28 protein-coding genes are annotated in these 24,572 nt (G+C 46.1%); 22 read left to right on the top strand and 6 right to left on the bottom strand.

Features of this window, described 5'->3' with window-relative positions:
* Positions 1-119 precede the first annotated feature (119 nt).
* The 4 genes from ADU22_RS24940 to ADU22_RS09310 all read right to left on the bottom strand — a co-directional run bounded on the left by ADU22_RS24940 (position 120) and on the right by ADU22_RS09310 (position 2,738).
* Positions 120-290: a hypothetical protein gene (locus tag ADU22_RS24940; protein ID WP_197280040.1), complete on the bottom strand. Its 171-nt coding sequence runs from the start codon at positions 288-290 to the stop codon at positions 120-122.
* Between the two features lie 453 nt (positions 291-743).
* On the bottom strand, positions 744-1,622 hold the full coding sequence (locus ADU22_RS09300; RefSeq protein WP_082252999.1) for a ClpXP adapter SpxH family protein: 879 nt from the start codon (positions 1,620-1,622) through the stop codon (positions 744-746).
* Positions 1,622-2,026: a globin domain-containing protein gene (locus ADU22_RS09305; protein ID WP_053361902.1), complete on the bottom strand. Its 405-nt coding sequence runs from the start codon at positions 2,024-2,026 to the stop codon at positions 1,622-1,624. The genes ADU22_RS09300 and ADU22_RS09305 overlap by 1 nt, the downstream gene beginning before the upstream one ends.
* 130 nt (positions 2,027-2,156) lie before the next feature.
* Complete coding sequence (locus ADU22_RS09310) at positions 2,157-2,738, bottom strand: CYTH domain-containing protein (protein WP_053361903.1); 582 nt, start codon at positions 2,736-2,738, stop codon at positions 2,157-2,159.
* 122 nt (positions 2,739-2,860) lie between these two features.
* Here ADU22_RS09310 and ADU22_RS09315 point away from each other — a divergent pair, with 122 nt between their 5' ends.
* From ADU22_RS09315 to ADU22_RS09355, 9 genes are all read left to right on the top strand, one after another.
* The gene (locus tag ADU22_RS09315; RefSeq protein ID WP_053361904.1) at positions 2,861-3,226 is read left to right on the top strand and encodes a UPF0738 family protein; all 366 of its coding nucleotides are present in this window, start codon (positions 2,861-2,863) and stop codon (positions 3,224-3,226) included.
* Positions 3,227-3,283: 57 nt separating this feature from the next.
* A complete protein-coding gene (gene yjbM / locus ADU22_RS09320; RefSeq protein WP_046524863.1) occupies positions 3,284-3,922 on the top strand; it encodes a GTP diphosphokinase in 639 nt (212 codons plus the stop codon).
* Between the two features lie 31 nt (positions 3,923-3,953).
* The gene (locus tag ADU22_RS09325; protein WP_046524864.1) at positions 3,954-4,748 is read left to right on the top strand and encodes an NAD kinase; all 795 of its coding nucleotides are present in this window, start codon (positions 3,954-3,956) and stop codon (positions 4,746-4,748) included.
* A gap of 18 nt (positions 4,749-4,766) precedes the next feature.
* The gene (locus ADU22_RS09330; RefSeq protein WP_053361905.1) at positions 4,767-5,666 is read left to right on the top strand and encodes an RluA family pseudouridine synthase; all 900 of its coding nucleotides are present in this window, start codon (positions 4,767-4,769) and stop codon (positions 5,664-5,666) included.
* Between the two features lie 164 nt (positions 5,667-5,830).
* Entirely contained in the window at positions 5,831-7,213 is a 1,383-nt protein-coding gene (mgtE, locus tag ADU22_RS09335) for a magnesium transporter (protein WP_053361906.1), read from the top strand.
* 12 nt (positions 7,214-7,225) lie between these two features.
* Positions 7,226-9,082: a monovalent cation:proton antiporter family protein gene (locus ADU22_RS09340; protein ID WP_053361907.1), complete on the top strand. Its 1,857-nt coding sequence runs from the start codon at positions 7,226-7,228 to the stop codon at positions 9,080-9,082.
* Between the two features lie 117 nt (positions 9,083-9,199).
* Positions 9,200-9,967, top strand: a complete 768-nt coding sequence (gene fabI, locus ADU22_RS09345) for an enoyl-ACP reductase FabI (RefSeq protein WP_053361908.1) — start codon at positions 9,200-9,202, stop codon at positions 9,965-9,967.
* 256 nt (positions 9,968-10,223) lie between these two features.
* A complete protein-coding gene (locus ADU22_RS09350) occupies positions 10,224-10,448 on the top strand; it encodes a hypothetical protein (protein ID WP_053361909.1) in 225 nt (74 codons plus the stop codon).
* Positions 10,449-10,666: 218 nt separating this feature from the next.
* Positions 10,667-11,176, top strand: coding sequence for a CotY/CotZ family spore coat protein (locus tag ADU22_RS09355; RefSeq protein ID WP_053361910.1), 510 nt, complete (start codon positions 10,667-10,669; stop codon positions 11,174-11,176).
* Between the two features lie 74 nt (positions 11,177-11,250).
* Here the strand turns inward: ADU22_RS09355 and ADU22_RS09360 are convergent, their stop codons facing one another.
* Positions 11,251-11,814 carry a CotO family spore coat protein gene (locus ADU22_RS09360; RefSeq protein ID WP_053361911.1) on the bottom strand — a complete coding sequence of 188 codons (564 nt, stop codon included), beginning with the start codon at positions 11,812-11,814 and terminating at the stop codon, positions 11,251-11,253.
* Between the two features lie 63 nt (positions 11,815-11,877).
* Here ADU22_RS09360 and ADU22_RS09365 point away from each other — a divergent pair, with 63 nt between their 5' ends.
* The 13 genes from ADU22_RS09365 to spoVIF all read left to right on the top strand — a co-directional run bounded on the left by ADU22_RS09365 (position 11,878) and on the right by spoVIF (position 22,045).
* Entirely contained in the window at positions 11,878-12,225 is a 348-nt protein-coding gene (locus ADU22_RS09365; protein ID WP_053361912.1) for a DUF1360 domain-containing protein, read from the top strand.
* A gap of 363 nt (positions 12,226-12,588) precedes the next feature.
* Complete coding sequence (locus ADU22_RS09370; protein ID WP_053361913.1) at positions 12,589-13,074, top strand: YhcN/YlaJ family sporulation lipoprotein; 486 nt, start codon at positions 12,589-12,591, stop codon at positions 13,072-13,074.
* Between the two features lie 16 nt (positions 13,075-13,090).
* Complete coding sequence (gene spoVAC, locus ADU22_RS09375) at positions 13,091-13,561, top strand: stage V sporulation protein AC (RefSeq protein ID WP_053361914.1); 471 nt, start codon at positions 13,091-13,093, stop codon at positions 13,559-13,561.
* Positions 13,562-13,607: 46 nt separating this feature from the next.
* Positions 13,608-14,624: a stage V sporulation protein AD gene (gene spoVAD / locus ADU22_RS09380; RefSeq protein ID WP_053361915.1), complete on the top strand. Its 1,017-nt coding sequence runs from the start codon at positions 13,608-13,610 to the stop codon at positions 14,622-14,624.
* A 44-nt stretch (positions 14,625-14,668) separates the two neighbouring features.
* The gene (gene spoVAE, locus ADU22_RS09385) at positions 14,669-15,025 is read left to right on the top strand and encodes a stage V sporulation protein AE (RefSeq protein WP_053361916.1); all 357 of its coding nucleotides are present in this window, start codon (positions 14,669-14,671) and stop codon (positions 15,023-15,025) included.
* 107 nt (positions 15,026-15,132) lie between these two features.
* Entirely contained in the window at positions 15,133-15,261 is a 129-nt protein-coding gene (locus tag ADU22_RS23940) for a YjcZ family sporulation protein (protein WP_069187968.1), read from the top strand.
* A 236-nt stretch (positions 15,262-15,497) separates the two neighbouring features.
* Positions 15,498-17,108: a long-chain-fatty-acid--CoA ligase gene (locus tag ADU22_RS09390; RefSeq protein ID WP_053361917.1), complete on the top strand. Its 1,611-nt coding sequence runs from the start codon at positions 15,498-15,500 to the stop codon at positions 17,106-17,108.
* 97 nt (positions 17,109-17,205) lie between these two features.
* Entirely contained in the window at positions 17,206-17,772 is a 567-nt protein-coding gene (locus ADU22_RS09395; RefSeq protein ID WP_053361918.1) for a TetR/AcrR family transcriptional regulator, read from the top strand.
* 116 nt (positions 17,773-17,888) lie between these two features.
* Positions 17,889-18,959 carry a phosphotransferase family protein gene (locus ADU22_RS09400; RefSeq protein ID WP_053361919.1) on the top strand — a complete coding sequence of 357 codons (1,071 nt, stop codon included), beginning with the start codon at positions 17,889-17,891 and terminating at the stop codon, positions 18,957-18,959.
* Positions 18,960-19,051: 92 nt separating this feature from the next.
* Positions 19,052-19,831: an SDR family NAD(P)-dependent oxidoreductase gene (locus ADU22_RS09405; RefSeq protein ID WP_053361920.1), complete on the top strand. Its 780-nt coding sequence runs from the start codon at positions 19,052-19,054 to the stop codon at positions 19,829-19,831.
* Between the two features lie 22 nt (positions 19,832-19,853).
* Positions 19,854-20,633, top strand: a complete 780-nt coding sequence (locus tag ADU22_RS09410; protein ID WP_053361921.1) for an enoyl-CoA hydratase/isomerase family protein — start codon at positions 19,854-19,856, stop codon at positions 20,631-20,633.
* A gap of 15 nt (positions 20,634-20,648) precedes the next feature.
* Positions 20,649-21,638 (top strand): quinone oxidoreductase family protein, encoded by a 990-nt coding sequence (locus ADU22_RS09415; RefSeq protein ID WP_053361922.1) that lies wholly within the window; start codon positions 20,649-20,651, stop codon positions 21,636-21,638.
* A 152-nt stretch (positions 21,639-21,790) separates the two neighbouring features.
* Positions 21,791-22,045, top strand: coding sequence for a sporulation-specific transcription regulator SpoVIF (spoVIF, locus tag ADU22_RS09420; protein ID WP_053361923.1), 255 nt, complete (start codon positions 21,791-21,793; stop codon positions 22,043-22,045).
* Between the two features lie 70 nt (positions 22,046-22,115).
* Here the strand turns inward: spoVIF and ADU22_RS09425 are convergent, their stop codons facing one another.
* Positions 22,116-24,407, bottom strand: a complete 2,292-nt coding sequence (locus ADU22_RS09425) for a UvrD-helicase domain-containing protein (protein ID WP_053361924.1) — start codon at positions 24,405-24,407, stop codon at positions 22,116-22,118.
* Positions 24,408-24,572: the final 165 nt, after the last annotated feature.

A 24,572-nucleotide genomic window follows, 5' to 3' on the forward strand; every position in this document is an offset into this window, starting at 1 on the left:
AAAGCACTGCAGCCAGTCAAAAAAGCTCACTGAGAGTCATTGTCAGCACCTCAAATCCTCCATGAAGAGGCCCCGAAGGAACAATCGTGTTTTAGATTGTTCCGAAGGCGCTTGTACTTTCAAAGTCCCTTAAACCTTTTCCGGTCGTTCAGGCAAATAATAAACACGAGGAGGGACAGGAAAAGAATCGGGCCGCTGATCCACAGGGGAACCAGGTGCATCAGGCCCAGTACATGGAGGCCAAAGGAGAAAAGAATGGATACAATCATAAGGACATAGGACGGCTTCATCGACACCACTCCTCCGGAAGTTCAAACAAACGCTCATTAATAATTATGTAAGGAAATTGCGCTCCATGAATAGAATATGACAATCTTGTGAAATGATATACAAACACCTTGTAACCCTCTTATGCCCATGATATATTTATATCGTGAAGTTGATCACAAGCAAACATTACCCCTTTGTTTGACCGTGAAAAATTTCTCCCATCCCCTTTGTTCGTATTTATAGAGAAAAGACCCTGCAGTCCGTTTACTGCAGGGTCTTTTCATAATAAAAGGAAGTTAAAATTTACATATTTATGCTTGTCGGGTCTGCTCAAGGCGCATACGCTTTCGATTGTCCAGCTCCAGCGCCCAGACCCTCGAGTCATAAGCCACCCCGGAATTGAAGGCAAAGAACGCCTTCTTTTCCGGAGCGTCTTATCTAGTAGGGTCTGCCAAAGGCGCTTTCGCCTTTTCTTATTTTCCAATATGCCGCCAAAACATTCCATGCTTGGCTGGCAGCTGCTCGACTTTTTGTTTTAGCAACAGTTTTTTCAACTCTTTCTCCGCCTGATTCTGCGTCATATCGTATACGACCGCCACTTCTTTGGTTGCAACGGTCTTATAGGTTTGCAGAAAATCCTCCAACGGGGGAGGCGGGGACGGTTCGGGCTTCTGGGGGAGCATTTCTTCAAGGATTTGGACGTATACTTCGTACGGATAAAACCCGGTCACCTTGATCCCTTCCTCTTCCACATTTTCATTGAAGAAAACAAGAGCAGGGATTTCCTGGACATCCATCTCTGCGGTAATCTTCAAATCACATTGAAAAGCTTTGGAAGCACTGTCCGAATGGATATCGGTGACGAACTCTTCGATATCAAGCCCCACATTTTTGGCACATGCTTTCAAGACATCAAAATTGGATATGTTCTGCTTTTCCAAAAACAGCACTTCCTGCAGTTTTCGAAGAAACTGGATTCCCTTCTTCTTTCCCTGCAGTTCAGCTGACTTAACGGCTATTGACACCAGGTGTGGAGAAGAAACCGGATTTTCCAGCCATAAGCTGCCATCGCAGGACATTCCAGTTCGGCTTGCAGTTTTTTCCCATAGCTCGGCCATTGTTTCATAGTGTCTTTTCCTGCCCAGGTTCAGGGTTGCCAGCCGGCCGCTCAGCACGTGCCGCAAGGAAAAATACTTGCCATATTCGATTTGCAGCTTTTTCATGATAGGCTCAAGGGCCCAGCATTCAGGGCAGAGTGGATCGACAAATGAATAAATTTCAAGCGGTCTTTTCTCGTATGCATTGCTGGTCCGTAAGAGTGCGGGATTTAACAATTCATCGCGTTTCCAGATCACCAGCTCTCACCCTGTTCCCCGTCATCAGGCGTGTTGACCATATGCTGGGCAGTAAAGGTCAGGCGGGCATAAAATTCATTCCGTACAGGTCCGTCAAGCCCTGTTTCATCCATGGCTTCTTTCATGCAGGAGAGCCAGGCCTGTGCCCGCTTTGGGGTGACTTCGAATGGAAGATGTCTGGCCCTTAGCATAGGATGTCCATGTTCTTGTGTATATAAAGGCGGTCCGCCCAAAAATTGGGTTAAGAATTGTTTTTGCTTACGTGCAGTCTCCGTAAGGTCATCAGGAAATATAGGAGCAAGATCAGGATGCTGGGATACACGGTTGTAAAAGGCGTCTACTAGCTGATGCAGCATTCCTTCGCCGATGGCTTCGAACGGTACGGACTTATTCTCGACCATTTGTATAACTCCTTTTTAATGGATTTAATCTATATTTTAACAATGGTAAAATTATATCTCAAACAAACAGCTTAGACTTTCCTTCCAAGCTCCTTCCTGCTTACGTTTTGCCTCTGGCCTAACGGCCGTATTAGGAGTTCCGCTGTTTTTGCCTGTAAAACCTCATAATCTTATTATCGGTCTTTCGTACAGGGATATTCAGGCCGGACAGCAGAGCATGAAAAGATTCCCGGCCGCTCTCTTCATCTTCCACTTCATATTCAAGTTCATAATCATGGGTGCCCAGGTAGGTACTGTGATCCAAAACCACAAGTCCCCCGCCGTATTCCTTTTCAGCACGTTCCGTCGTAAGGGATCCAAAATAGGCAACAGGATTGCCCTGGGCAACGAGATTTGAAAGAGCTGTCCGTACAGGTCCTTCAGGCAATTCCCCCCCGGCCAGCATATTTTGTGCGTCATGCGGGGAGATCTCCTGGTTTGTTTCCAGCAGCCCTACTGTTGCCGGCTGTTTGAGCGTGATTTCGAAATGGCCAGTTTTTTCCCTTATTCTCAAGGCGCATCCCTGGTCCTTCAAAGTAAACTGGCTTGTATCAAAATAATGGTTAACCTGTTTTTTAAAATCCTCCCCGGCAAAGTTGAGGAAAGCCTTTAGCCTTTCGAACTCTTCTTCTGTTAAAAGGTTCTTAAACTCAATCTCAATATGTTCACTCATAATGGACATCCTTTCAGGTTTTTTATCTCTATTATTCCGTTATTTTTCAAAAGCTTCAATCTGTAGGAAAAACCAGTGCCTATATGATAAAATAAAATGGATTATTGGAGGGTGGAAGATTTATGAAAAAAAGAGTATTGATTGATCTGGCGGAAATAAAGAACGAGGAACTGCTGCTGTATGCAGCGGAACCAGTTGCAATTGGAGAAATGAAGCCTGTCGGACAAATACTGGTTGACTCGGACCAGTTGTCATTTATTTACCTGGCTGAGCAGGATGGAGATTATACATATATTACAATACCAGATTCTGTATGGACCTCAGTTAAAACAGCATTGGATGCAAATTTTGAGGCCTATGCCGTCCATGGGGAATACAGACTTCATCTGCAAGGTTTCAAGGAAGAAATGGATTATGTAGTGGAGAATATTAAAGGCAATAGCAATTACGGGGAGAAAATGGTTGACAGGGTAGAGGCTGTCTTTTAAGTGACCGCATTTCAACCTTTTAATTGTACTATACCGGCGTGATGGGGTGATTTGCTATTGAAGGATTGGGAACGTTTTTTAGAACCATATAAGCAGGCAGTAGAAGAGCTGAAGGTTAAGTTAAGAGGGATGCGCAGCCAGTATGAGCAAAATTCGGATCATTCCCCGATTGAGTTTGTGACCGGAAGGGTAAAGCCTATTGCGAGTATCCTGGATAAGGCAAATCAAAAAGGCATTACCCTCGACAAGCTGGAAACGGAAATGCAGGATATTGCCGGCCTGAGAATGATGTGCCAGTTTGTCGATGATATCAAGCCGATTGTCGAGCTGCTCAGAAGAAGAAATGATTTTGAGATTGTGGAGGAACGGGATTATATCTCCCATAAGAAGGCAAGTGGCTACCGATCCTACCATGTCGTTATTAAATATCCTGTCCAAACCATTCATGGCGAAAAGATCATTTTGGCCGAAATTCAAATCAGGACCCTTGCAATGAATTTTTGGGCCACAATCGAGCATTCGCTGAATTATAAATATAAGGGCCAATTTCCTGAAGATATCCGGCTCCGCCTCCAGCGGGCGGCTGAGGCGGCCTTCAGGCTGGATGAGGAGATGTCCAAAATCCGGGGCGAAATCCAGGAAGCGCAGGCCTTTTTTTCGCGTAAAAAAGAACAGCAGAAAGAAAAAGGAAACTGATAAAAAAGGTCAAGAGCGAGGTGTAGGAACAATGAAGTTTGCGATAACATCCAAAGGAGATGCACGGTCCAACACTCTAATGCACAAGATGAGGACATACCTCCAGGACTTTGAACTTGAATACGATGAAGACAAGCCGGATATCTGCATCTCTGTAGGAGGAGATGGCACCTTGCTTTATGCTTTTCATCGTTACAGCAGCCGGCTGGATAAGACGGCGTTTGTTGGTGTCCACACCGGCCATTTGGGTTTTTATGCGGACTGGGTGCCCGAAGAAATTGAAAAGCTCGTTATTGCAATCGCGAAGACGCCATACCAAATCGTGGAGTATCCGCTGCTCGAAGTCATCATCCGCTATCAGCACGGCGGCAGGGAGACCAGATACCTGGCGCTCAATGAATGCACAGTGAAATCGGTTGAGGGAACTCTGGTCATGGATGTTGAAATACGCGGACAGCATTTTGAACGGTTTCGCGGAGACGGATTGTGCATTTCGACTCCTTCCGGAAGTACCGCCTACAACAAGGCATTGGGCGGAGCCATTCTCCATCCCTCTCTACCCGCTATCCAGGTTGCGGAGATGGCCTCCATCAATAACCGGGTCTTTAGGACAGTCGGCTCGCCGCTTGTGCTTCCCGCGCATCATACCTGCATCCTCAAACCGGTAAACAGGCCTGATTTTCAAGTGACGGTGGACCATTTGACGCTGCTGCACAAGGACGTAAAGTCCATTCAGTTCAGGGTAGCGGATGAAAAAATGCGCTTTGCCAGGTTTAGGCCGTTTCCGTTTTGGAAAAGGGTGCATGATTCGTTCATTTCTGATTAACAGGCAGCAGGTGAAAACATGGATTTCAGACTCAGCTGGATTGCGGCTGCAGCAGATGAAGGAAAGCTGCTGCGTGAGTTTCTGCAAGAGAAGCAAATATCAAAAAGTGCCCTGACGGATATTAAATTCAAAGGCGGGGCACTTATTGTCAATGGAGAGAACGTGACGGTAAGGTATTTACTCAGGAAGGGCGACCATATCGGGGTTTGCTTTCCAAAAGAAAACCCTTCGGCTGGACTGGCTGCAGAAAGCTTTCCCTTACATATTATCTATGAAGATGATTACATCCTTGTGGTCAATAAGCCGGCAGGCATGAATACAATTCCGTCCCGTGAACATCCAACAGGAAGTCTCGCAAACGGGCTGATCGGTTATTACAGCCTAAAGGGAGTGGAAGCTACCACTCATATTGTGACCAGGCTTGACCGGGACACATCGGGAATCGTATTAGTGGCCAAACACCGGCATGTGCACCATCTGCTAAGCATGCAGCAGAAGGAGAATGGAGTAAAAAGGATTTACGAGGCTTTTGCAGCAGGGGCTTTTATGGGGGAGAAGGGGATCATCGAGCAGCCGATCGCAAGGAAGAGCAGCAGTATTATTGAAAGAGAGGTCCATCCGGAGGGCCAATATGCCTGTACACAATATCGCCTGATCCGACAATATGAAAAATTCGCCCATATCGAATTGAAGCTTAAAACCGGGAGAACGCACCAAATCAGGGTTCATCTGTCCTTTATCCAGCATCCGCTTCTTGGCGATGACCTTTATGGGGGAAGTGTCGACATGCTAAAAAGGCAGGCTCTTCATTGCCGGGAACTCCGCTTTTCCCACCCAATTAGTGGCGAAGATTTACACTTTTCAGCCCCGCTGCCTAATGATATGATGGATATCCTGCAAAAGAGCAAGCTTCCATGATGAAGAGTTGCTTTCATAGGCAGGATTTTGTTTGGGTTAAGCTGTTTTCGGATAAGGTAATCCATCGATGCAAAAAATGAGAAAAGAGGCTGGCCACAATTGTGACAGTCCAATTCCATTAGTGCAGCATGATGCTAAAGGAAGGTTCAGAAGGGGGAGTGGATATGGCTGAACAACGTCAGGATGCAGGGCAAAAAAAATTCGTAGACACAGAATGGTTAAGGGGAGCACTTCATAATGAGGATATTGAAAAGTTCAGGGAAGAGTTCCTCGAGATGCATCCCTATGATCAGGCTACTTTCTTTAAGGAACTTGATGAAAAGGGAAGGCGCAATGTTTACCATTACCTCTCCCCGGAGGAAATGGCCGGGCTATTTGAAAATCTTGAGGCGGAAGACAGCGAGTACAAAGATGTGCTCGCCGAAATGAATCCTTCCTATGCCGCAGATATGTTGTCCAACATGTATGCAGATGATGCCGTCGATGTCCTTAATGAACTCGACAAGGACCAGGTCGTCAGTTACCTGACCATCATGGACACAGACGCAGCGAAAGAGATCAAAGACCTGCTCCATTACGAGGAGTATACAGCAGGAAGCATCATGACAACGGAGTATGTAGCGATTGCGGCCAATCAGACTGTCCGTTCAGCCATGCATATCCTGAAAAATGAGGCTCCCCGTGCTGAAACCATTTATTATGTGTATGTCATTGATGATGAAAGGCGTCTTGTGGGCGTTCTCTCGCTGCGTGACTTGATTGTCAACGATGACGACATCATGATTTCCGAAATCATGTACGATCGTGTTGTTTCCGTTTCTGTTGGCGAGGATCAGGAAGAAGTCGCAAGAATGATGCGGGATTATAATTTTGTTGCGATCCCGGTTGTCGACTTCCAGAATCATCTTTTGGGAGTCATAACGGTTGATGATATCATCGATGTCATGGAAGAAGAAGCATCCGATGACTATTCCAAGCTTGCAGGGATCGCGGATATGGACAGCGTTGACAAAAACCCTGTCACAGCTGCGCGGAAGCGTCTGCCATGGCTGATTATCCTATTGTTTCTGGGTATGTTTACAGCCAGCCTGATTGGAAGATTTGAAAAGACTCTCGACCAGGTAGCAATTCTGGCTGTATTTATTCCCCTTATTGCCGGTATGGCCGGGAACACAGGAACGCAGGCATTGGCGGTTGCAGTCCGGGGGATTGCGACAGGTGACCTGGAAAAGGAAAATAGATGGAAGATTGTTGCCAGGGAGGCAGGTACAGGGTTTATTATCGGCATTACCTGTGGAGTTCTCGTTACATTCATTGTCTATTTTTGGAAGGGTGAATTCTTCCTTGGTGTTCTAGTTGGCATTTCGATTTTTATTACGCTGATTGTATCAACATTGGCAGGCTCTCTTGTACCGCTGGTCATGCATCGCCTGAACATTGACCCAGCTGTGGCATCCGGGCCATTTATTACCACAATAAATGACATCCTGTCAATTCTGATTTATTTCGGAATCGCAACTGCATTTATGAGTTATCTTACAGGTTAAGGGAGGGACAGGATGGAACATCATGCTTCAATAACTTCGCTTTTAGTGGTCATCATTATCGCTCTTTTAACACCGATTGTTCTTCATCGCTTTAAGCTTAATTTTATCCCTGTGGTTGTGGCGGAAATTATCATGGGGCTGATTATAGGTAAAAGCGGCTTTAATATTGTGCAAGAGGATATGTGGCTTGAAACACTGTCAACATTGGGATTTTTATTTTTAATGTTTTTAAGCGGGCTTGAAATTGACTTTAGTGCCTTTTCGATGAAGAAAACAAAAGAGGCGAAATCTGCTAATAAGCCAAATGCATTCTTTATCTCTTCAATTATTTTTATTGGCATCTTCTTTGTCTCGCTTGGCTTGTCTTATCTATTTGTTTTGGCAGGCTTTATCGATAATGCCTTTCTGATGACTCTGATCATTTCGACCATATCTCTCGGTGTGGTGGTGCCTACTCTAAAAGAGGCGCATTTGATGAAGACCAATATTGGCCAGATTATTTTGCTTGTTGCCGTTATTGCTGATCTTGTCACGATGATACTCCTGGCTGTGTTTGTTTCCATGTATGATACAGAGGGAGGAAATACGTGGCTGCTGCTGCTGCTGTTTGGTGCTGGAGTTGTATTGTACTTTATTGGCAGGGGCTTCAAGAGCCGTCAATTTGTTTCCGCTTTGGCAACGGGTACGACCCAGATTGGTACTCGGGCCGTTTTTACTCTGCTGATTGTGCTTGTCGCCATCTCGGAAACCGTAGGGGCAGAAAATATTCTGGGAGCTTTCCTTGCCGGTGTCCTGGTATCCCTGCTGGCACCTGACCAGGATTTGATCCATAAACTTGATTCATTTGGCTATGGCTTCTTAATCCCAATCTTCTTTGTCATGATTGGTGTCGGCCTCGATATTTGGTCCTTGTTCAGCGACCMTAAATTGCTTTTGCTGATCCCATTACTGTTGATTGCCTTGCTAATCTCAAAGCTGATTCCTGTGTATGTGCTGAGAAAATGGTATGACACAAAAACGGTTCTGGCATCAGGGTTCCTGCTGACATCGACATTATCGCTTGTCATTGCCGCTGCAACAATCGGGGAGAGGATGGGGGTCATCACTCCTGAGTTGAGTGGAACGCTCATATTGGTCGCCGTCATTTCCTGCGTGCTGACACCGATTGTCTTTAAGAAACTTTTTCCGCGCGTAAAGGCCGAGGATAAAAAGCTCCGCGTCGCCATGATTGGAGCCAATCAAATGACCTTGTCTGTTACCAGGGAATTAAACCCTTCTTTATTTGAACCTGTGCTTTATCATACAAAGCAGGATAAAGAAGGAAATCAGCTTGCACACTCTGTGTTTGAGATTTTTGAAGTTGATGATTATTCACCTGAAACTTTGGAAAGGGAATCTATTTACAATGCGGACATTGTTGTGATTTCAACCGGAAATGAGGATACGAACGCCTTGATTGCCAGAGCGGCAATGGAGAAATGTGCGGGACGTGTCATTGCCAGGATTGAAAATCCCGAGCTTGCAACCAAATTGAAAAGCCAAGGCATAGAAGTCTTTTCTGTGCTCATGTCTTCTACTACATTGCTTCATGCTTTGATTGAATCTCCAGGCATCATTGGCATACTGATGAATAAAGAATCATCACTCCATGAAATCCGGATGCAGAACGGCCAATACGATGGCATGACACTGCGGAGATTCCCTTTTACAGGAGATGTTATCTTTGTACGCATACTCAGGGGCAACGATTCAATCGTACCGCATGGAGATACTGAACTCCACCTTAACGACCGGCTTATTGTGACTGGCTCCGGTGAGTATGTTGAAGACCTAAAACTTGAACTTGAGTTTAAATCACGATTCTATTAATCGTACAGGAAACCCGCCATGGCGGGTTTTTGTGCTTCCGCTTTTCAAAACACCAGATTTAGTGTAATATTAGTACTAGGTACTAATAACTTGTGATAAAACAGGGGGATTTTTAAGATGGCTTTTTCTTTAAACGGTAAAACATTTGTGGTAATGGGGGTAGCCAATAAAAGAAGCATTGCCTGGGGGATTGCGCGGTCTCTTCATGATGCAGGGGCTAAACTGATTTTCACCTATGCAGGTGAAAGGCTAGAGAGCAGTGTACGTGAACTTGCCTCATCACTTGATGAAAATTATTTGGTCCTTCCTTGCGACGTGACTAGCGATGAAGATGTTGCGAAGTGCTTCGCGGAAATCAAGGAAGCGACAGGGACCATCCAGGGGGTTGCCCATTGCATCGCTTTTGCCAATAAGGAAGAGTTGAATGGGGACTACCTGAATGTTACTCGTGACGGCTTCTTGCTGGCACACAATATAAGCTCATACTCGCTTACGGCTGTTGCTAAGGAAGCCAAAGATCTGATGCCTGATGGAGGCAGCATTGTTACTCTTACGTATCTTGGCGGCGAACGGGCAATCGAAAACTACAATGTCATGGGAGTAGCGAAGGCCTCTCTTGATGCGAGCGTCCGTTATCTCGCCAAGGATCTGGGCAAGCAAAATATCCGAGTCAATTCAATTTCAGCAGGTCCCATCCGTACGCTCTCAGCTAAAGGAGTCAGCGATTTCAATTCCATCCTGAGGGAAATTGAGGAAAAGGCTCCGCTGCGCAGAAATACGACTCCTGAGGAAGTTGGCGACACGGCTGTATTTTTGTTCAGTGACCTGTCAAGAGGGATTACCGGTGAAAATATCCATGTGGACTCAGGATTTCATATTGTTTAATGTTTCATCGCCTGGCAGTTTGCCAGGCTTTTTTTTATTTCTGGAGCGTCTTATGCTGTTCAGGGCTGACCAGGGCGCTTCCGCCTTTTTTTATGAAATGTGTGTATAGCCGAGGACAAGCGCGGAAACAGCTTGGTCGAATGAACAATATAATAAATCAGATGGGAAAGGAGTGAATAGTATGTTGTCAAAACGATGGGGAAACGTGTCAAATAGCTCTTGCGGCAGATCAGATGCTTCAGAGGGGGGTGAAAATATGGCTTTCAACACCGGAAACTACTCCAATAAAAAGGTGGAATCCAAAGCAGGGGATATAAGTGTAAAAGTAGGCGACCATTCAGATCCGATCATTGTTATTGTCCCGATCCTGAACGGAGCGACTATTGACGTACTGAGCAATCCGCAGTTAATTGCCGGCGCCATCACCGGGTTCAACAAAAACGATACGGAAGTAGAAGTAGAAGTAGACGTAGAAGTTTAATTGCTTCCCTAAGCAGATGCCAGGCTGTAGTTCATCCAGTCTGGTGTCCTTTACATATCTGCCCCCCAGCCAGTCAAGTATCGACTGCATAGGCAGAGGGGAAAGTGCCCATTTACCGCCTAATTTGCCTGAAAACGGGCTATTGTCCAGTACCCAAAAAGCCTTTCCAAAATATCTTATAGTGTAAATAACTAATTAGATAAAAGGAGGCAAAAAATATGGGTTGTGGAAGTAAAGGCGGATCAGCAAAAGGCGGATGTGTGTGTGAAGTTGTCCGCGCGGTATTAGATATCCAGGAAAGTGTAGCAGAAAACTGTGAATGTCCATCGAATTGCTTTTTGGAGCCACTAGGTGCAATAAGCCCTTCAAAGCATAGAAAACAACCAAACACACGCGTGCTTGTTCTGAAAAACTCCGATGGTTCCCCGTTCCATGCTTTTTTCAAAGGCTGCCCGGATGCTTGTGTTTCGATATTCTTCCGTGTAGAGGAAGTTTTTGATAACTGCTGTGCAACGTTACGCGTTCTTAGGCCGCTTAAGGAGGGTCCGGGGAATAAATTGTTCCCAGTCGACCTGACTGGCGACTTCAAAGATAAATGCTGCATTGACTTAAATGCAGTGTGCAAGGTTGATGAATTCGAGGCGACAAATGACTGCATCACGGTTGACCTTTCCTGCTTCTGTGCCGTCCAGTGCATAGAGGACGTCGAATTAGACGACATTTGCTAAGCCATGTGCATAGTGAATGCCCCCCTATAATCAGACCTTGTCTTTTTATAGGGGGATTTTTTTAAAATTGAACCTCAATTGAATCCTAACATGCGTATTTCCTGTATTTCGTCCTTGGCAAGGATGACTGTAGAGCCATCGCGCAGTTTAATTTCAATTGATACTTCTCCAATGCTTTTCAAAATCCCGATATAAGTGGTTTCAGGGGTGATGTATAAGCAGGAGACAGGGGATAACTGCTCCGGGAAATTCTCCAGGTACAGAAGCTTTTCCTGGATTTCCAGGTCTTTGAAGTTTTTTGTCCGGCGGAAAGAATATTTATGCCTCTGTCTCGTATCAAACGGAGAAGCGCTCTTTTCAGGTGTCTGCTTATCACCCTCAAGGTTTATAGTACCTTCTTCTTCAAGTTCCTTATCCATGACCTTTTGCGTCGGTATACTCCCTGTATTTCCTTCACTAAAAGCCGGCTGTACGCCAGCTTCCGATTCTGAAGGAGGGGCTTCTTCCCCAAGATGGATTTCATCATTTTTGGCAGCAGTTTTAATCGTATAGACCTCCTGCATAATGACGGATGGAAATTGGATCCGGGGCTGGTCGATATATAACAGCGGCCGATGAATCATTTTTTTATTACTCAAAAATATCCCTCCCAACTTTGTTTTTCATTTTAATTTATGCATGTAAAACAAAGGAGTGATGATATGTTTTCTGGTTTCGGGATGGAAATGATCCTAATCTTCGGTCTGGCTTCGTTCCGTCTGACAAGGCTGATTGTGTTCGACAAGATTACAGAATGGCTTCGTTCACCGTTTTTTGAGGAATTGATTGAGGACGGAGAAATCTATCTTGTCCCCAAAAGTAAGGGGATTAGGAGATGGATTGGCGAACTGTTAAGCTGCTACTGGTGCACGGGAATCTGGGCCAGTGCTATATTGCTTGCAGTTTACGCCTTTATTCCATCATTTGGTCTTCCTGTCATTTTAGGTTTGGCTATTGCAGCAGTGGGAAGCATCATTGAGGTATTCATAACGAAACGGCTGGGAGATTAAACAGGCAAACCCTGCTTGCCTTGCATAGTATATAGAAACGTTAAAGGGGGGCAATAAATATGGATAGCAAACGCAATGGCAAAGATGAACCGCAAGCTTCAAGGAGGCGGAAGAAAGGCTGCGGATGCGGCTCTTTAAAAAAGAAAAAAAATGTTCCAAAGAAAAAGCTGTCTCGCTAAAGAGGCAGCTTTCATCATTTTGCAAAGGTAGCGATTTGAAATTATCCTCTACAAAACCAGGGCCTGCAGCCATTACTAATAATTGGAAAACGGTTCTCCTGTTTCGCCAGTCATAATTCATTCTCTTATCGTGGAAAATATTCAGAGGAAGAATTCAAGTCAACTACATGGGAAGGGAAGAAATATGAGACAATTTCAAATCCTTTTAGCATTATTTGCCCTCCTGGTTGCCGGCTTTACCATTACTGGCTGCAATCAAGGAAAAACAACAAGGGAAAGCAGGGTTTCAATGATTCAGAGCGTAAACCCTGAGCCAGCAGCGGTTAAAAGAAACAGCGGTAAAGATCATGAATTGGCGGAAAATATCAAGAAGGAAGTGCAGGCTGTTCCAGCTATTTATGACGTTGCCGTAATCAAGGGGAAAAGAGAGGTCCTGGTAGCTTATAAGGTAAAGCATATGCAGCGGTTCCATATGAAAAGGATTGAAAAGGAAATCAAGGAAAGGCTGGAAAAAGAATATCCCAAGGAAACGTTTATCGTTTCAAGTGACTTTAAAATTTTCATTGAAGTGCTTGAATTGAAAAAGCGAATGAAGGATAAGGATTACTCAGAAAAGGATAGCGAAGAACGGCTGCAAAAAATTATTCAATTTAAAAAAGAACTTACATAAGGAAGGAGCGGCGGAAATGGGAAGAAAAAAAATGACCCCGGAACAGGAACAGTACAAAAAGTTGGAACAGAAGCATGAGTTGAAGAGGCCGGTGCTCAAAAACTGCCTAAAAGCCTTCCTTGTAGGAGGAACCATCTGTTTGATCGGACAGGCAGTTTCCTACTTTTATATGTACTTCTTTCATTTTACAGAACAGACTTCTGGTAATCCCACAGTCGCAACAATGATATTTTTTTCTATGCTTTTGACAGGATTTGGCATTTATGACCATATTGGACAGTTCGCCGGAGCAGGCAGTGCTGTGCCTATTACGGGATTTGGAAATTCAGTTATTTCCGCAGCGATTGAGCATCGAACCGAAGGCTTTGTGCTTGGAGTTGGCGGAAATATGTTCAAACTGGCTGGATCGGTCATATTATTTGGGGTATTTTCAGCATTTGCCGTGGCGTTAATCAAAACTTTGCTGACCATGTGGGGGGTCCTGTAATGCTGGGGAATGAAAAGGAAATTGGAGATGGAGGAGGTTCTTCAATATGCTGAAAGGAAAACAATCATGGGTTTTTGATAATTCCCCTGTCATTGAAGCATCCGCAGCTGTGGGGGGTCCGTTTGAGGCAAAGGGCAAAGTGGCAAAAGACTTTGACATCCTGCACGATGACTTGTGGATGGGGCAGGACTCCTATGAGAAGGCTCATACACTGCTGCTCGAAGAAGCCATTAGTACTGCTGTGAAAAAAGCAGGCTTAACGAGGCATGATATGCAATTCATGCTAGCAGGCGATCTGATCAATCAGATTACACCGTCAAGTTTTGCCGCCCGGACCCTGGGAATCCCTTATTTCGGCTTATTTGGTGCATGCTCCACTTCAATGGAGGGGCTTGCACTGGCTTCATTCATCATTAACTATGGGGGTGCACATAAAGTAGTCACTGGTGCATCCAGTCATAATGCTGCAGTGGAAAAGCAGTTTAGGTATCCAACAGAGTACGGGGGACAAAAGCCGCCGACCGCACAATGGACGGTAACAGGCGCAGGCGCAGCGGTACTGGCGGACAGCCAGGAAAAGCAAGGAAAGCTGGTGACTAAGTCCGCTACAATCGGCAAAGTAATCGATATGGGTTTATCCGATCCATTCAATATGGGTGGTGCGATGGCACCGGCAGCTGCGGATACTATCGTTGCCCACTTTAAGGATTTGAAAGTTGATCCCTCTTATTATGACTTGATTGTAACAGGTGATCTCGGGAAAATTGGGCAGTCTGCAACAGTAGAGCTGCTTCAAAAAGAAGGACTGAAGATGGACACGAAAAGTTTCAAGGATTGCGGACTAATGATTTATCAAGATGACCAGCCAGTCCAGTCAGGCGGCAGCGGAGCCGGATGCTCGGCCACCGTATTGTACGGTCATCTGCTGAATGGAATGAAAAAGGAAAAGTATAGGCGAATCCTGGTGGTAGCTACTGGTGCTTTATTGTCGCCATTAAGCTTCCAGCAAAAAGAAAGCATTCCTTGTATTGCCCATGCTGTTTCGATTGAGGTTCATCCTTAAAAGCCATATTCATCCCAATGAAAGAAAAGAGAGGAGGATTCAATTTGTTAGCCATGTTCTTCTGGGCTTTTATAATAGGCGGATTAATTTGTGTGGTCGGCCAGTTAATGTTTGATGTAGGCAGAATGACTCCAGGACACACAATGAGTACGCTTGTTGTCATTGGTGCCATATTAGGCGGCTTTGGCGTATATGAGCCATTGATCGATTTTGCGGGTGCAGGTGCTACCATCCCGATTACGAGCTTTGGCAATTCCCTTGTGAATGGGGCACTCCAGGAAGCGGACCAGCACGGCCTTGTCGGTGTGCTGACCGGAATGTTTGAAATCACCAGTTCAGGTATTTCCGCTGCCGTGGTTTTTTCTTTTATAGGTGCTTTGCTGTTCAAGTCAAAAGGCTGATGCCATGCCATCAAAAACTTTGACAAGTTTAGGAGCTTGCCCATACACTTCATCCGTACCTTACATATATTGCTTGTGAGGTAAATAAAAAAGTGAGGTGAATGTGAATGGGCTTCGGTTGCGGTTGCGGCGGCGGCTACGGTTATGGCGGCGGCGGTTATTACGGAGGTTCAACTTTCGTACTGATCGTTGTATTGTTCATCTTGTTGATTATCGTAGGTGCCAGCTTCTATTAATAGGAAATTTTAGACTGAGGAAACCGTCCCTGGTGGGGCGGTTTCTTAGTTTTTAGAATTTTTAGAATTATAGTTGAAAATTTTGGGGAAACAAGTATACTTATATTGTGGGCGCATACTGACTGGTTAGTTAAAGACGGAGCTGGCAATGCATCATTGTAAGCGCGTACATATTGATTGGCGGCTTTGCCTTGTCCAATCCGAGCATGACACTTAGAAGGCGGGAGGAAACCTGAATGAGTAAAAAAAGCTGGCTTGCGCATTATCCCGGAACGGTTGCAAAGGACCTTGAAATACCGGGAAAGTCCTTGCCTGAAATGCTGCGTGAAACAACTGACCGATATCCTGACAACCATGCCTTGTCCTTCTTCGGGAGGAAGTTGACCTATCGTGAACTCTTGGGTGCGGCTACAGCTTTCGCTGCGGCCTTGCAAAACGGCGGAGTGCAGAAAGGGGACAGGGTTGCCATTATGCTCCCAAATTGTCCTCAGTACGTTATAGCCTACTATGGGATTCTTTCTGCAGGGGGAATTGTGACACAAATCAACCCCATGCTTGTTGAACGGGAAATTGACCATATTCTTAACGATTCCGGGGCCGAGACCATCATTGTCTTTGATGCGCTTTATCCCAAGCTGAAGAACGTACAGGGCAAAACAAAAGTCAAAACGGTCGTAGCGGTGAGCCTGCAGCCTTCCGGGCAAAGCTTTGGCTCGGATTTTACTTTTGAAAGCTTCATAGCTAGTGCTTCGGCACCTTTCACCCCAGTCAAAATCGAGCCGGAACACGATGTCGCCATTCTTCAATATACTGGGGGAACTACAGGCCGTTCCAAAGGGGCCATGCTGACCCACCGCAATATCTTCGCCAATGTCGTTCAGTCCTATGAATTTTTCAAAGATGAAATGAAAATTGGACAGGAAAAATTCCTGACTGTCATTCCGCTTTTCCATGTCTTTGGAATGACCTCCTGCATGAATCTATCCATCTTCACGGCTTCCCAATCCATCATGCTGCCGAGATTCGACCTTGAAGAGGTCCTCAATACAATTAAACAGGAACAGCCATCCATTTTCCCTGGTGTTCCTACCATGTATGTGGCTATTACCAACCACCCTAACGCCGAGCAATATGGCATCGACAGCATTAAAACATGCAATAGCGGAAGTGCGCCCATGCCTGTTGAGTTGCTTAAGGAGTTTGAAGGTAAAACGGGCTCCAAAATTCTTGAAGGATATGGTTTATCAGAAGCGTCTCCAACGACTCACTGCAATCCGCATTTTGCTGAACGGAAACCTGGAAGCGTCGGGATTGGCCTCCCTTCTACCGATTATAAAATTGTCGACCTAGGCGATGGAGTGACGGAGGTTCCCGAGGGCGGGCTTGGAGAAGTGATTATCAAAGGCCCACAAGTAATGAAGGGCTACTGGAATATGCCGGAAGAAACGGCAATGACATTGCGGGACGGCTGGCTGTACACAGGTGATATCGGCAGGATGGATGAAGATGGGTATCTCTACATTGTGGACAGGAAGAAGGATTTGATCATTGCAAGCGGCTATAATATCTATCCAAGGGATGTGGAAGAGGTTCTCTATGAGCATCCTTCCGTTCAGGAAGCCGTAGTGATCGGAGTGCCGGATCCTTATCGGGGGGAGACCGTGAAGGCGGTTATTGTGCTTAAGGCTGGAAAAGAAGCCACTGAAGAGGAAATCATTCTATACTGCAAAGAGAATATGGCTGCCTACCGTGTCCCAGCCATGGTCGAGTTTAGAAGTGAGCTTCCAAAAACGGCAGTTGGCAAAATCCTGCGCAGGGCTTTAAGGGAAGAAGTGAAAAGCCAATAGTGCTTAGGTTTTTCGGAAGTCATTTTTTTGATTCATAATGGCGAATGCTGTTGTGGTATAATTTCCTCAGAAACCGAAGATTGTGAGGCTATGTGAAGTGAAGGAAAAAATTACTCAGCAAAGCATTCGCCTGTTTGAAAAGAATGGCTTCAGCGAGACTTCCATCCAGGATATTGTGGATTCCCTTGGGGTGACCAAGGGGACATTCTACTATTATTTTTCCAGCAAAGAAGAATTATTGATGGATATCCATTATAGATATATCTATGACCTTGTGGAAAATCAGCAAAGGATTATGGACAGCGGCCAACAAGGCTGCAAAGACAAGCTTGCCGACATAGTCCATATGCTGATTGGCAATATAGATGAACAGGGTGCAAGCGCAAAGATTTTCTTTAGGGAAATGAAAAATCTGAATAAGGAACATCTTGGGAAAATCATTCCATTGCGCGACCAGTTCAGGCTGAATATTGAGAAACTGATCAAAGAAGGCATCGAACAGGGAGAGTTGAGGAGGAATTTGAATCCAGCGATTATTACCCTAGGCATCCTTGGTGTAACCAACTGGAGCTATCAATGGTTCAACCCATCCGGCAGCCTCTCCTCACGGGAAGTTTCGGGCATGTTTGTCGACTTGATCTTAAATGGAATTGCAGCAGAATGACACCCGGCACGGAAGAAAGCTTCTTCTTCCGTTCGTTTTTCCAGTTCGCATACCAACTGGTCAGTATTTAAAATTTCATTGTACAAAATAAAGCAATTTGTGAAAGGGGAGAGCCTATGCGGCAGCAAATAAGTGTGGATACGATTCCAGTCCGCCAGGGGGAGGAGCTCGATGCCATCGCTCTTGAATGGTTTCTGAGGAAAAACATTGATGGATTGCCAGACGATTCTTTGGAAATCCGGCAGTTTTCTGCAGGCCATTCCAACTTGACCTACCAGTTGAGGATGGGAAATTGGGAAGCCGTGCTGCGAAGGCCGCCTCTCGGACCAGTGGCACCAAAAGCCCATGATATGGAGCGGGAATTCAGGATCATTTCCGAGATAAACCCGCTCTTTTCAACAGCACCCACGCCAATTCTGTTTTCAGATGACACCACTATTGTCGGAAGTCCATTTCAGCTGATGGAGAGAAAGCATGGCCTTGTTTTGGATACCTCTTTCCCTGCATCTGTTCAGCCAACTGCGGATTTATGCAGGAAGATATCAGAAATTATGGTTGACCGGCTTGTCGAACTTCACTCGATCGATTACAGAAAGACAAGGCTGGGCGAAATTTCAAAACCGGCAGGATTTATGGAAAGGCAGGTTCACGGCTGGATTGGCCGCTATGAACGGGCCAAGACCGATGAAATTAAAGAAGCAGGAATTCTTATGGCCTACCTGGCGAAAAATGTGCCAACCCATCACGAAGCGGCGATTATCCATTATGACTATAAACTGAACAATGCGATGTTTAGTGAAGACTTTACAGAGATGAATGGATTGTTCGATTGGGAAATGGCAACTGTCGGCGACCCACTGGCCGATCTTGGTGTTGCCATGGGGTATTGGCAGGAGGCAGGGGACCCCGAGCTTCTGATAAAAAGCTTCAGTAAACCGACGGTCACGATTCTGCCAGGCTTTATGAAGAGGGATGAATTTATTGAAAGATATGCGAGAAAGAGCGGCCGGGACATCACCAGCATGAACTTTTACTTAACCTTTGCCTATTTCAAACTGGCCGTGATCCTGCAGCAAATTTATTACCGCTACAGAATGGGCCAGACAAAAGATGAGCGGTTCGCCCACTTTAACCATACAGTCCGGAACCTGATCAGTTATGGGGCGGAGACGGCATTCAGGGCTTAGATAACAAGTTCCTGGTGCTGAAAAGTGGAAACCATAGTATGTGCAGGAGCTTGTTTTGTTTATCATATTCTGAATAGGGGGGAGATTATCAGATGACAAGATTTGCAGACTGTGTTGCCGTTGTGACGGGTGCTGGCAGCGGAATCGGCAAAGCCGCCGCAGCCCGCCTTGCCAGCGAGGGGGCCAAGGTAATTTTGGTAGGAAGAACAAGGTCCAGGCTGGAAGAAGCAGCGCGAAACATCAATTCGACCCGCAAATTGCCGGCCGCTGAGGTTTTTCCCGCCGATGTGACGGACGAGGAGGACCTGAAAGAACTCGCCCAGCATATTGAGGAGCATTATGGCGACCTGCATATTTTAATTAACAATGCCGGCGGTTCAAGCCACTCCAAAATCCTTGAAACAGACGCAAGGGAATGGGACCGGATCCAGGAAGTCAACCTAAAAAGTGTTTTTCTCACGGCCAAAATCCTTGGAAAGGTCATGATCCAGGGAGCAGAGCGGAACAGGGAAGATGATAATCGCGCCATTGTGAATGTCGCGTCCCTGTCAGGCCATCAGGCTGGCGCCCATATTCCTCACTATAGTGCAGCCAAGGCTGGAGTCCTCAACCTGACAAGGTCGCTGGCTCTCGAACTTGCCCAGCATGGAATCCGTGTAAATTCTGTTTCGCCAGGTTTTATTGAAACCCCGCTAACGGAGCAGGGGCTCCAAAATGAAAAGTTTGTTAAGGCGATAGAGCGCAACACAGCGCTCCGAAGGGTTGGCAAGGCAGAGGAAATTGCCAATATAATCGCGTTTGTTGCTTCAAGCGAAGCCTCCTATATGACGGGCTCAGATGTTCTTGCCGATGGCGGCTGGCTTATTAAATAGAGTTCGAAAGGGGATTGAAAGTATGAGTGGAGATCATTTATTAGTCAACAAACACGGGTCGGTGCTGGTCTTAACCCTGAACCGCCCGGAAAGGCTGAACGCCTTCAGCCCGGAAATGATTTTTGGAATTACAAATACATTGAAAGAGGCACAGACCGACCCTGAAGTAAAAGCAATCGTTCTTGTCGGTGCAGGAAGGTCATTCAGCGCTGGCGGCGATGTGAAAACCATGGGGGAAAATAGTCCGGTTAAAATATATGAACATATCGGAAGGCTGAACAGCCTGATTTTGACGATGAAAGACACAGAAAAGCCTATTATCGCTGTTGTACACGGGTTTGCAGCAGGGGCGGGTGCCAATCTTGCCCTTGCATGTGATTTGATTATTGCCGCTGAAGACAGCAAATTCGCCTTCAGCTTTTCACAGGTTGGGCTCGTTTCGGATGGGGGCGGCTCTTATTTCCTTCCGCGCCTTGTCGGCCCTCATCTCGCAAAACAGTTCTTCTTCAGTGCAGAACCGATCCCGGCGGCAAGGCTGCATCAGCTAGGAGTCATCAATCAGCTGGTGCCAGCAGAAAACCTCGAGGAAGAGGCACTGAAGTTTGCGAAAAGGCTGTCTTATGGACCGGGCATGGCTTACGGAATGATCAAGAAGCTTGTAGACCATTCTTTAACTGCAACTCTTGAAGAAATCCTTGAACAGGAACGCATTACACAGACAATGATGATCGCCTCCGAGGACCATCAGGAAGGGGTTTCAGCATTCAAGGAGAAAAGGAAACCAGTTTTTACAGGAAAATAGCGGGGAGTGATAGCCATGAAGGCGATTCAGTTAAAAGAATATGGGGGCCCGGAAGTATTAAATCTTGTTAAGGCCGATCGCCCCGTGCCGACAGGAAGGCAGGTATTGATTGAAGTAAAGGCTGTAGGGGTTAATTATGCAGACACGGCCCGCAGGGAAGGTCAGTATGTAATCCCTACACCGCTCCCTTTTACACCGGGTGCAGAGGTTGCCGGAATTGTCGTGGAAGTGGGTAACGAGGTCACGGATATTAAGCCCGGGGCAAGGGTTGTAACCCTGATAGAGTCCGGGGGATATGCAGAATATGTGCTAGCCGATGAGCGCGGGTTGATTCCGCTTCCCGGCCAGATTGATTTTAAAACAGCAGCGGCACTCCCCCTTCAAGGGTTAAGTGCGTACCATGTACTTAAAACGATGGGCCGGCTTGAACCGGGAGAGACTGTTCTTGTCCATGCGGCAGCAGGGGGCGTTGGAACGATTGCTGTTCAGCTTGCAAAAATCTTCGGGGCTGGAAAAGTGATCGCAACGGCGAGCACAGAAGAAAAGCTGGGGCTGGCCAGGGATATGGGCGCCGATGTGCTGGTCAACTACTCTGAGGCAGGATGGGAACAAAAAGTGCTGGAAGCTACTGGGGGCAAGGGGGTCGATGTTGCCCTTGAAATGGCAGGTGGAGATATTTTTTACAAGACATTAAAGTGCCTTGCTGCATTCGGCAGACTGGTCATCTATGGCGTTGCCAGCGGCGAACAAAGTAAGTTCAATCCATCTTCCTTAATGGCAAGGAACCAGTCAGTCATCGGTTTTTTCCTTCCGCAGATCATGAGGCAGCAGGACTTGCTTGCTTCGAGTACCAGAGAACTGTTCCAATATGTTGGGGAAGGCAGGCTTAAATTAACAATTGGCGGTGTGTATCCGCTTGAAGAGGCCGGGAAGGTACACAGGATGCTTCAGGGCCGCCAAACAATCGGGAAGCTGATTCTTGAACCCACCGGGCAAAAGGAGTAGCGGCCCCTGCGTGGAAAGGGCACCAATGCGAGCACAGAATAGACTTTCAACAAAAGAGCCAACAAGGAGACAATTCCTTTTGGCTTTTTGTTTTCACCATTTTCCACCCCTTTCATAGTATAAGAGTAGTTCAAGAAGKGGCGTGATTTAATATGGATAACCAATTCTTTAAAAATATTGAAAAGAAAACGGGCGTAAATATGAAGGATATTTTCGAGCTGGCCAACTCCCTGCAAAATGCCAACTTTAAGGATGAGCATACTGTCCGCGGAGTCATCCGCCGTGTATCGCAAATTGCCAATAAACCTGTTTCAAAGGATATGGAAGATAAAATTGTCGAATCGATTGTCAAGGATGGAAAGCAGCTTGATTTTAACCAAATATCAAAAATGATCAATAAAAAATAAGCAAAAAGCCTGGATTCATTCCAGGCTTTTTGCTAATCCGCGCGGAATTGCCTGCTGACATTAGCAATTCCTATTGAATCTTCGGCAGCTGGGTCAGGAAACGCGATGGATGGGCTTTTCTGCCCCTCCTGTAGAGAGGGACAGAGATAAAAAGCTGTTCCATGGCCCTGGTGACAGCTACATATAGCAGGCGGCGTTCCTCTTCAAGCGGAAGAAGATCGCCATTTCGTGCCGAATCCAATGCGTAATCATGCGGCAGGCTGCCATCCACTGCTCCGAGGACATATACGTATTTATATTCAAGCCCTTTTGAACGATGGATGGTGCTCAAGATAACCGCATCGTCATGCCTCTTTCCAAGCGCCTTGATTTCTTTGTTCATTGCCGTCATGTGGTCGGCGTGCTCGATAAGCTCCGAGATATTTTTAAAGTTCCTCGCAGCAACCCTCAAGTCCCTAATATCGTCCGATCCCTTTTCCAATTTGTTGCCTTCGCTTCCCCGCTTTTTAATGAAATCCTGATAACCCAGTTCTTTTTCAACTCGTTCAATGGCAGTCAGTGGAGATAGCATGGCGAGTGAACGCACAGTGGGAACGAGCTTTTTTAGCTTCTGTTCCTGGAAGGCGAACCCTGTTTTCACATGTGATAATGCTTCAAGCATTGAGCAGTCCTTCAATATGCTTTCCGCCTGTAGGTCTCGAAAAACGGATTGTTTTAGAAAAAGGGATGGAAGAATGCTGCGGACTGCCTCGGAATCATCTTCATTAAGAGCGAGGCGGAAATAGGCGAGAAGGCCACGCACCATAAACCGTTCATAAAATGACTCGTTATCCTGTTCGAGTTTAAACGGCAAGCTGGACGAGGCCAGCCTTTCGAACATAGCTCTGCTGCCGGTATTGGTCCTTAACAGGATGGCAAATTCACTTGGCTTGGCCCCCTGTTCAATTTTCTCCTGGATATCAGTCAAGATCATGGTCGCTTCTTCTTCCTCATCAAAAGGATAGAAAAGCATGGGCTTTATTTCATGGGAATACTGGGCCTTCATTTCTTTCTGATGCCGCTTTGTATTTCCGGCAATAATCGAATTGGCTGTCTCGACAATTTCATGGGGAGAGCGGTAATTTTGATTCAGTGTCACCACTTCAGCACCGGGAAAGTCCCGTTCGAATTCAAGAAGGTAAGACGGATCGCTCCCCCTGAATGCATAAATCGACTGGTCGTCATCCCCAACGGCGCATACATTGTTCGTCCGCGCCGAAAGCATTTTAATAAGTTCATATTGAACTTTATTAATATCCTGAAACTCATCAATTAAAAAGTAAGTAAAACGATTTTGATAGCTTTCAAGCAGCTGGGGTTCGTCAACAAACAGGCTATGGCAGCCAAGCAGCATGTCATCGAAGTCAAACAGGCCGCTCCTGTCCTTAGATTCTTCGTAGTGCTGATATAGCAGGGCCGTTTTTTCTTCCCAGGAGCTTTGAGGCTTTACCTCTTTGGGCAGGATCATGGAATTTTTCCACAGTCCAATTTGCTGAAGGGCGAGGTCATAGGCAAACTCTTTTTCGTCGAGGCCCAGGGTCCGCCCTGCCTCTTTCACGATTTGCTCCCGCTGCCAGTCTTTCTTAAGCAAATGCTCCCCCGACCATTTATCACGGTTATGGTGCAGCAGGATTTTGTAGAAGATGCTGTGAAAGGTTCCGGACACAATTCTTTGTGCTTCGTCCTGGTAAACTCCAGGATAGCCAATCAGGCGCTTTTTCATTTCGCCTGCGGCCTTGGCGGTAAAGGTGACCAGCATCATGCTATTTGCAGGTACTTTAAGCTGTTTCAGGATATACGCTGTCCTTGCTGTGAGGACACGGGTTTTGCCGCTGCCCGCTCCAGCCAGAATCAGAAGGGGTCCCTCTGTATGGGTAACGGCTGTCTGCTGATTGGAATCAAAAGAAATTCCTGCATCCTTGAGCTTTTMGATATAGGAGTCCTTCTTCTTTGAAGAAAGAACGGGTTTTTTTGTAAAAGGCCGTTTTATCCTTAAAGCTTGTGAAGGTTTATAGGCAACTTCTTTTTCCTCGGCAGTAATCCCCCGGGCTGCCGGCAGCCTGAACCCCCCCCATTCCCTATAATCAGAGTTTTCCTCTGCTGCATCTGCATCATGGATGGGCAGGTCACTGCAGGCTGCCGCTTTTGAAAGATGGTGATAAAAGTGGGGCCGATTATGGATTCCCAGATATAACCGTACTGGGGCTCCGCAAACAGGGCAACTGAGAAGCCCCTTCTTTCCATCCTCATATAGCTTTTGAAAGTCTTCCCGACTGGTCCCCGGCAGATTAATGATCTTTTCTTTATAGTAGGCTGTCTGCATGCTTAATTCCCTCATTTTCCGAACAAAATTGCACAAGTTCTATCATATCAGAAGGACTGTCTTATTAAAAAGGGGAAAATGTGGTCAGTCAGAAGAAAAGGGAGGAGACTGAAACAGCCTCTTCTGTTCCCTTGGTGTGTACCAAGAGGCAGAAGAGGCTGCTTG

Source organism: Bacillus sp. FJAT-27251 (assembly GCF_001273925.1).
Lineage (GTDB): Bacteria > Bacillota > Bacilli > Bacillales > Cytobacillaceae > Mesobacillus_B.

Bases quoted from the DNA above. Each gene is read 5' to 3' on its own strand.
- spoVAD (WP_053361915.1), top strand. From the start codon at position 13,608: ATGCTGAAAGGAAAACAATCATGGGTTTTTGATAATTCCCCTGTCATT.
- ADU22_RS09305 (WP_053361902.1), bottom strand. From the start codon at position 2,026: ATGGTCGAGAATAAGTCCGTACCGTTCGAAGCCATCGGCGAAGGAATG.
- ADU22_RS09390 (WP_053361917.1), top strand. From the start codon at position 15,498: ATGAGTAAAAAAAGCTGGCTTGCGCATTATCCCGGAACGGTTGCAAAG.
- fabI (WP_053361908.1), top strand. From the start codon at position 9,200: ATGGCTTTTTCTTTAAACGGTAAAACATTTGTGGTAATGGGGGTAGCC.
- mgtE (WP_053361906.1), top strand. From the start codon at position 5,831: ATGGCTGAACAACGTCAGGATGCAGGGCAAAAAAAATTCGTAGACACA.
- ADU22_RS09405 (WP_053361920.1), top strand. From the start codon at position 19,052: ATGACAAGATTTGCAGACTGTGTTGCCGTTGTGACGGGTGCTGGCAGC.
- ADU22_RS09330 (WP_053361905.1), top strand. From the start codon at position 4,767: ATGGATTTCAGACTCAGCTGGATTGCGGCTGCAGCAGATGAAGGAAAG.
- ADU22_RS24940 (WP_197280040.1), bottom strand. From the start codon at position 290: ATGAAGCCGTCCTATGTCCTTATGATTGTATCCATTCTTTTCTCCTTT.
- spoVIF (WP_053361923.1), top strand. From the start codon at position 21,791: ATGGATAACCAATTCTTTAAAAATATTGAAAAGAAAACGGGCGTAAAT.
- ADU22_RS23940 (WP_069187968.1), top strand. From the start codon at position 15,133: ATGGGCTTCGGTTGCGGTTGCGGCGGCGGCTACGGTTATGGCGGCGGC.
- spoVAC (WP_053361914.1), top strand. From the start codon at position 13,091: ATGGGAAGAAAAAAAATGACCCCGGAACAGGAACAGTACAAAAAGTTG.
- ADU22_RS09315 (WP_053361904.1), top strand. From the start codon at position 2,861: ATGAAAAAAAGAGTATTGATTGATCTGGCGGAAATAAAGAACGAGGAA.
- ADU22_RS09325 (WP_046524864.1), top strand. From the start codon at position 3,954: ATGAAGTTTGCGATAACATCCAAAGGAGATGCACGGTCCAACACTCTA.
- ADU22_RS09415 (WP_053361922.1), top strand. From the start codon at position 20,649: ATGAAGGCGATTCAGTTAAAAGAATATGGGGGCCCGGAAGTATTAAAT.
- ADU22_RS09410 (WP_053361921.1), top strand. From the start codon at position 19,854: ATGAGTGGAGATCATTTATTAGTCAACAAACACGGGTCGGTGCTGGTC.
- ADU22_RS09365 (WP_053361912.1), top strand. From the start codon at position 11,878: ATGTTTTCTGGTTTCGGGATGGAAATGATCCTAATCTTCGGTCTGGCT.
- ADU22_RS09370 (WP_053361913.1), top strand. From the start codon at position 12,589: ATGAGACAATTTCAAATCCTTTTAGCATTATTTGCCCTCCTGGTTGCC.
- ADU22_RS09350 (WP_053361909.1), top strand. From the start codon at position 10,224: ATGGCTTTCAACACCGGAAACTACTCCAATAAAAAGGTGGAATCCAAA.
- ADU22_RS09355 (WP_053361910.1), top strand. From the start codon at position 10,667: ATGGGTTGTGGAAGTAAAGGCGGATCAGCAAAAGGCGGATGTGTGTGT.
- ADU22_RS09310 (WP_053361903.1), bottom strand. From the start codon at position 2,738: ATGAGTGAACATATTGAGATTGAGTTTAAGAACCTTTTAACAGAAGAA.
- ADU22_RS09400 (WP_053361919.1), top strand. From the start codon at position 17,889: ATGCGGCAGCAAATAAGTGTGGATACGATTCCAGTCCGCCAGGGGGAG.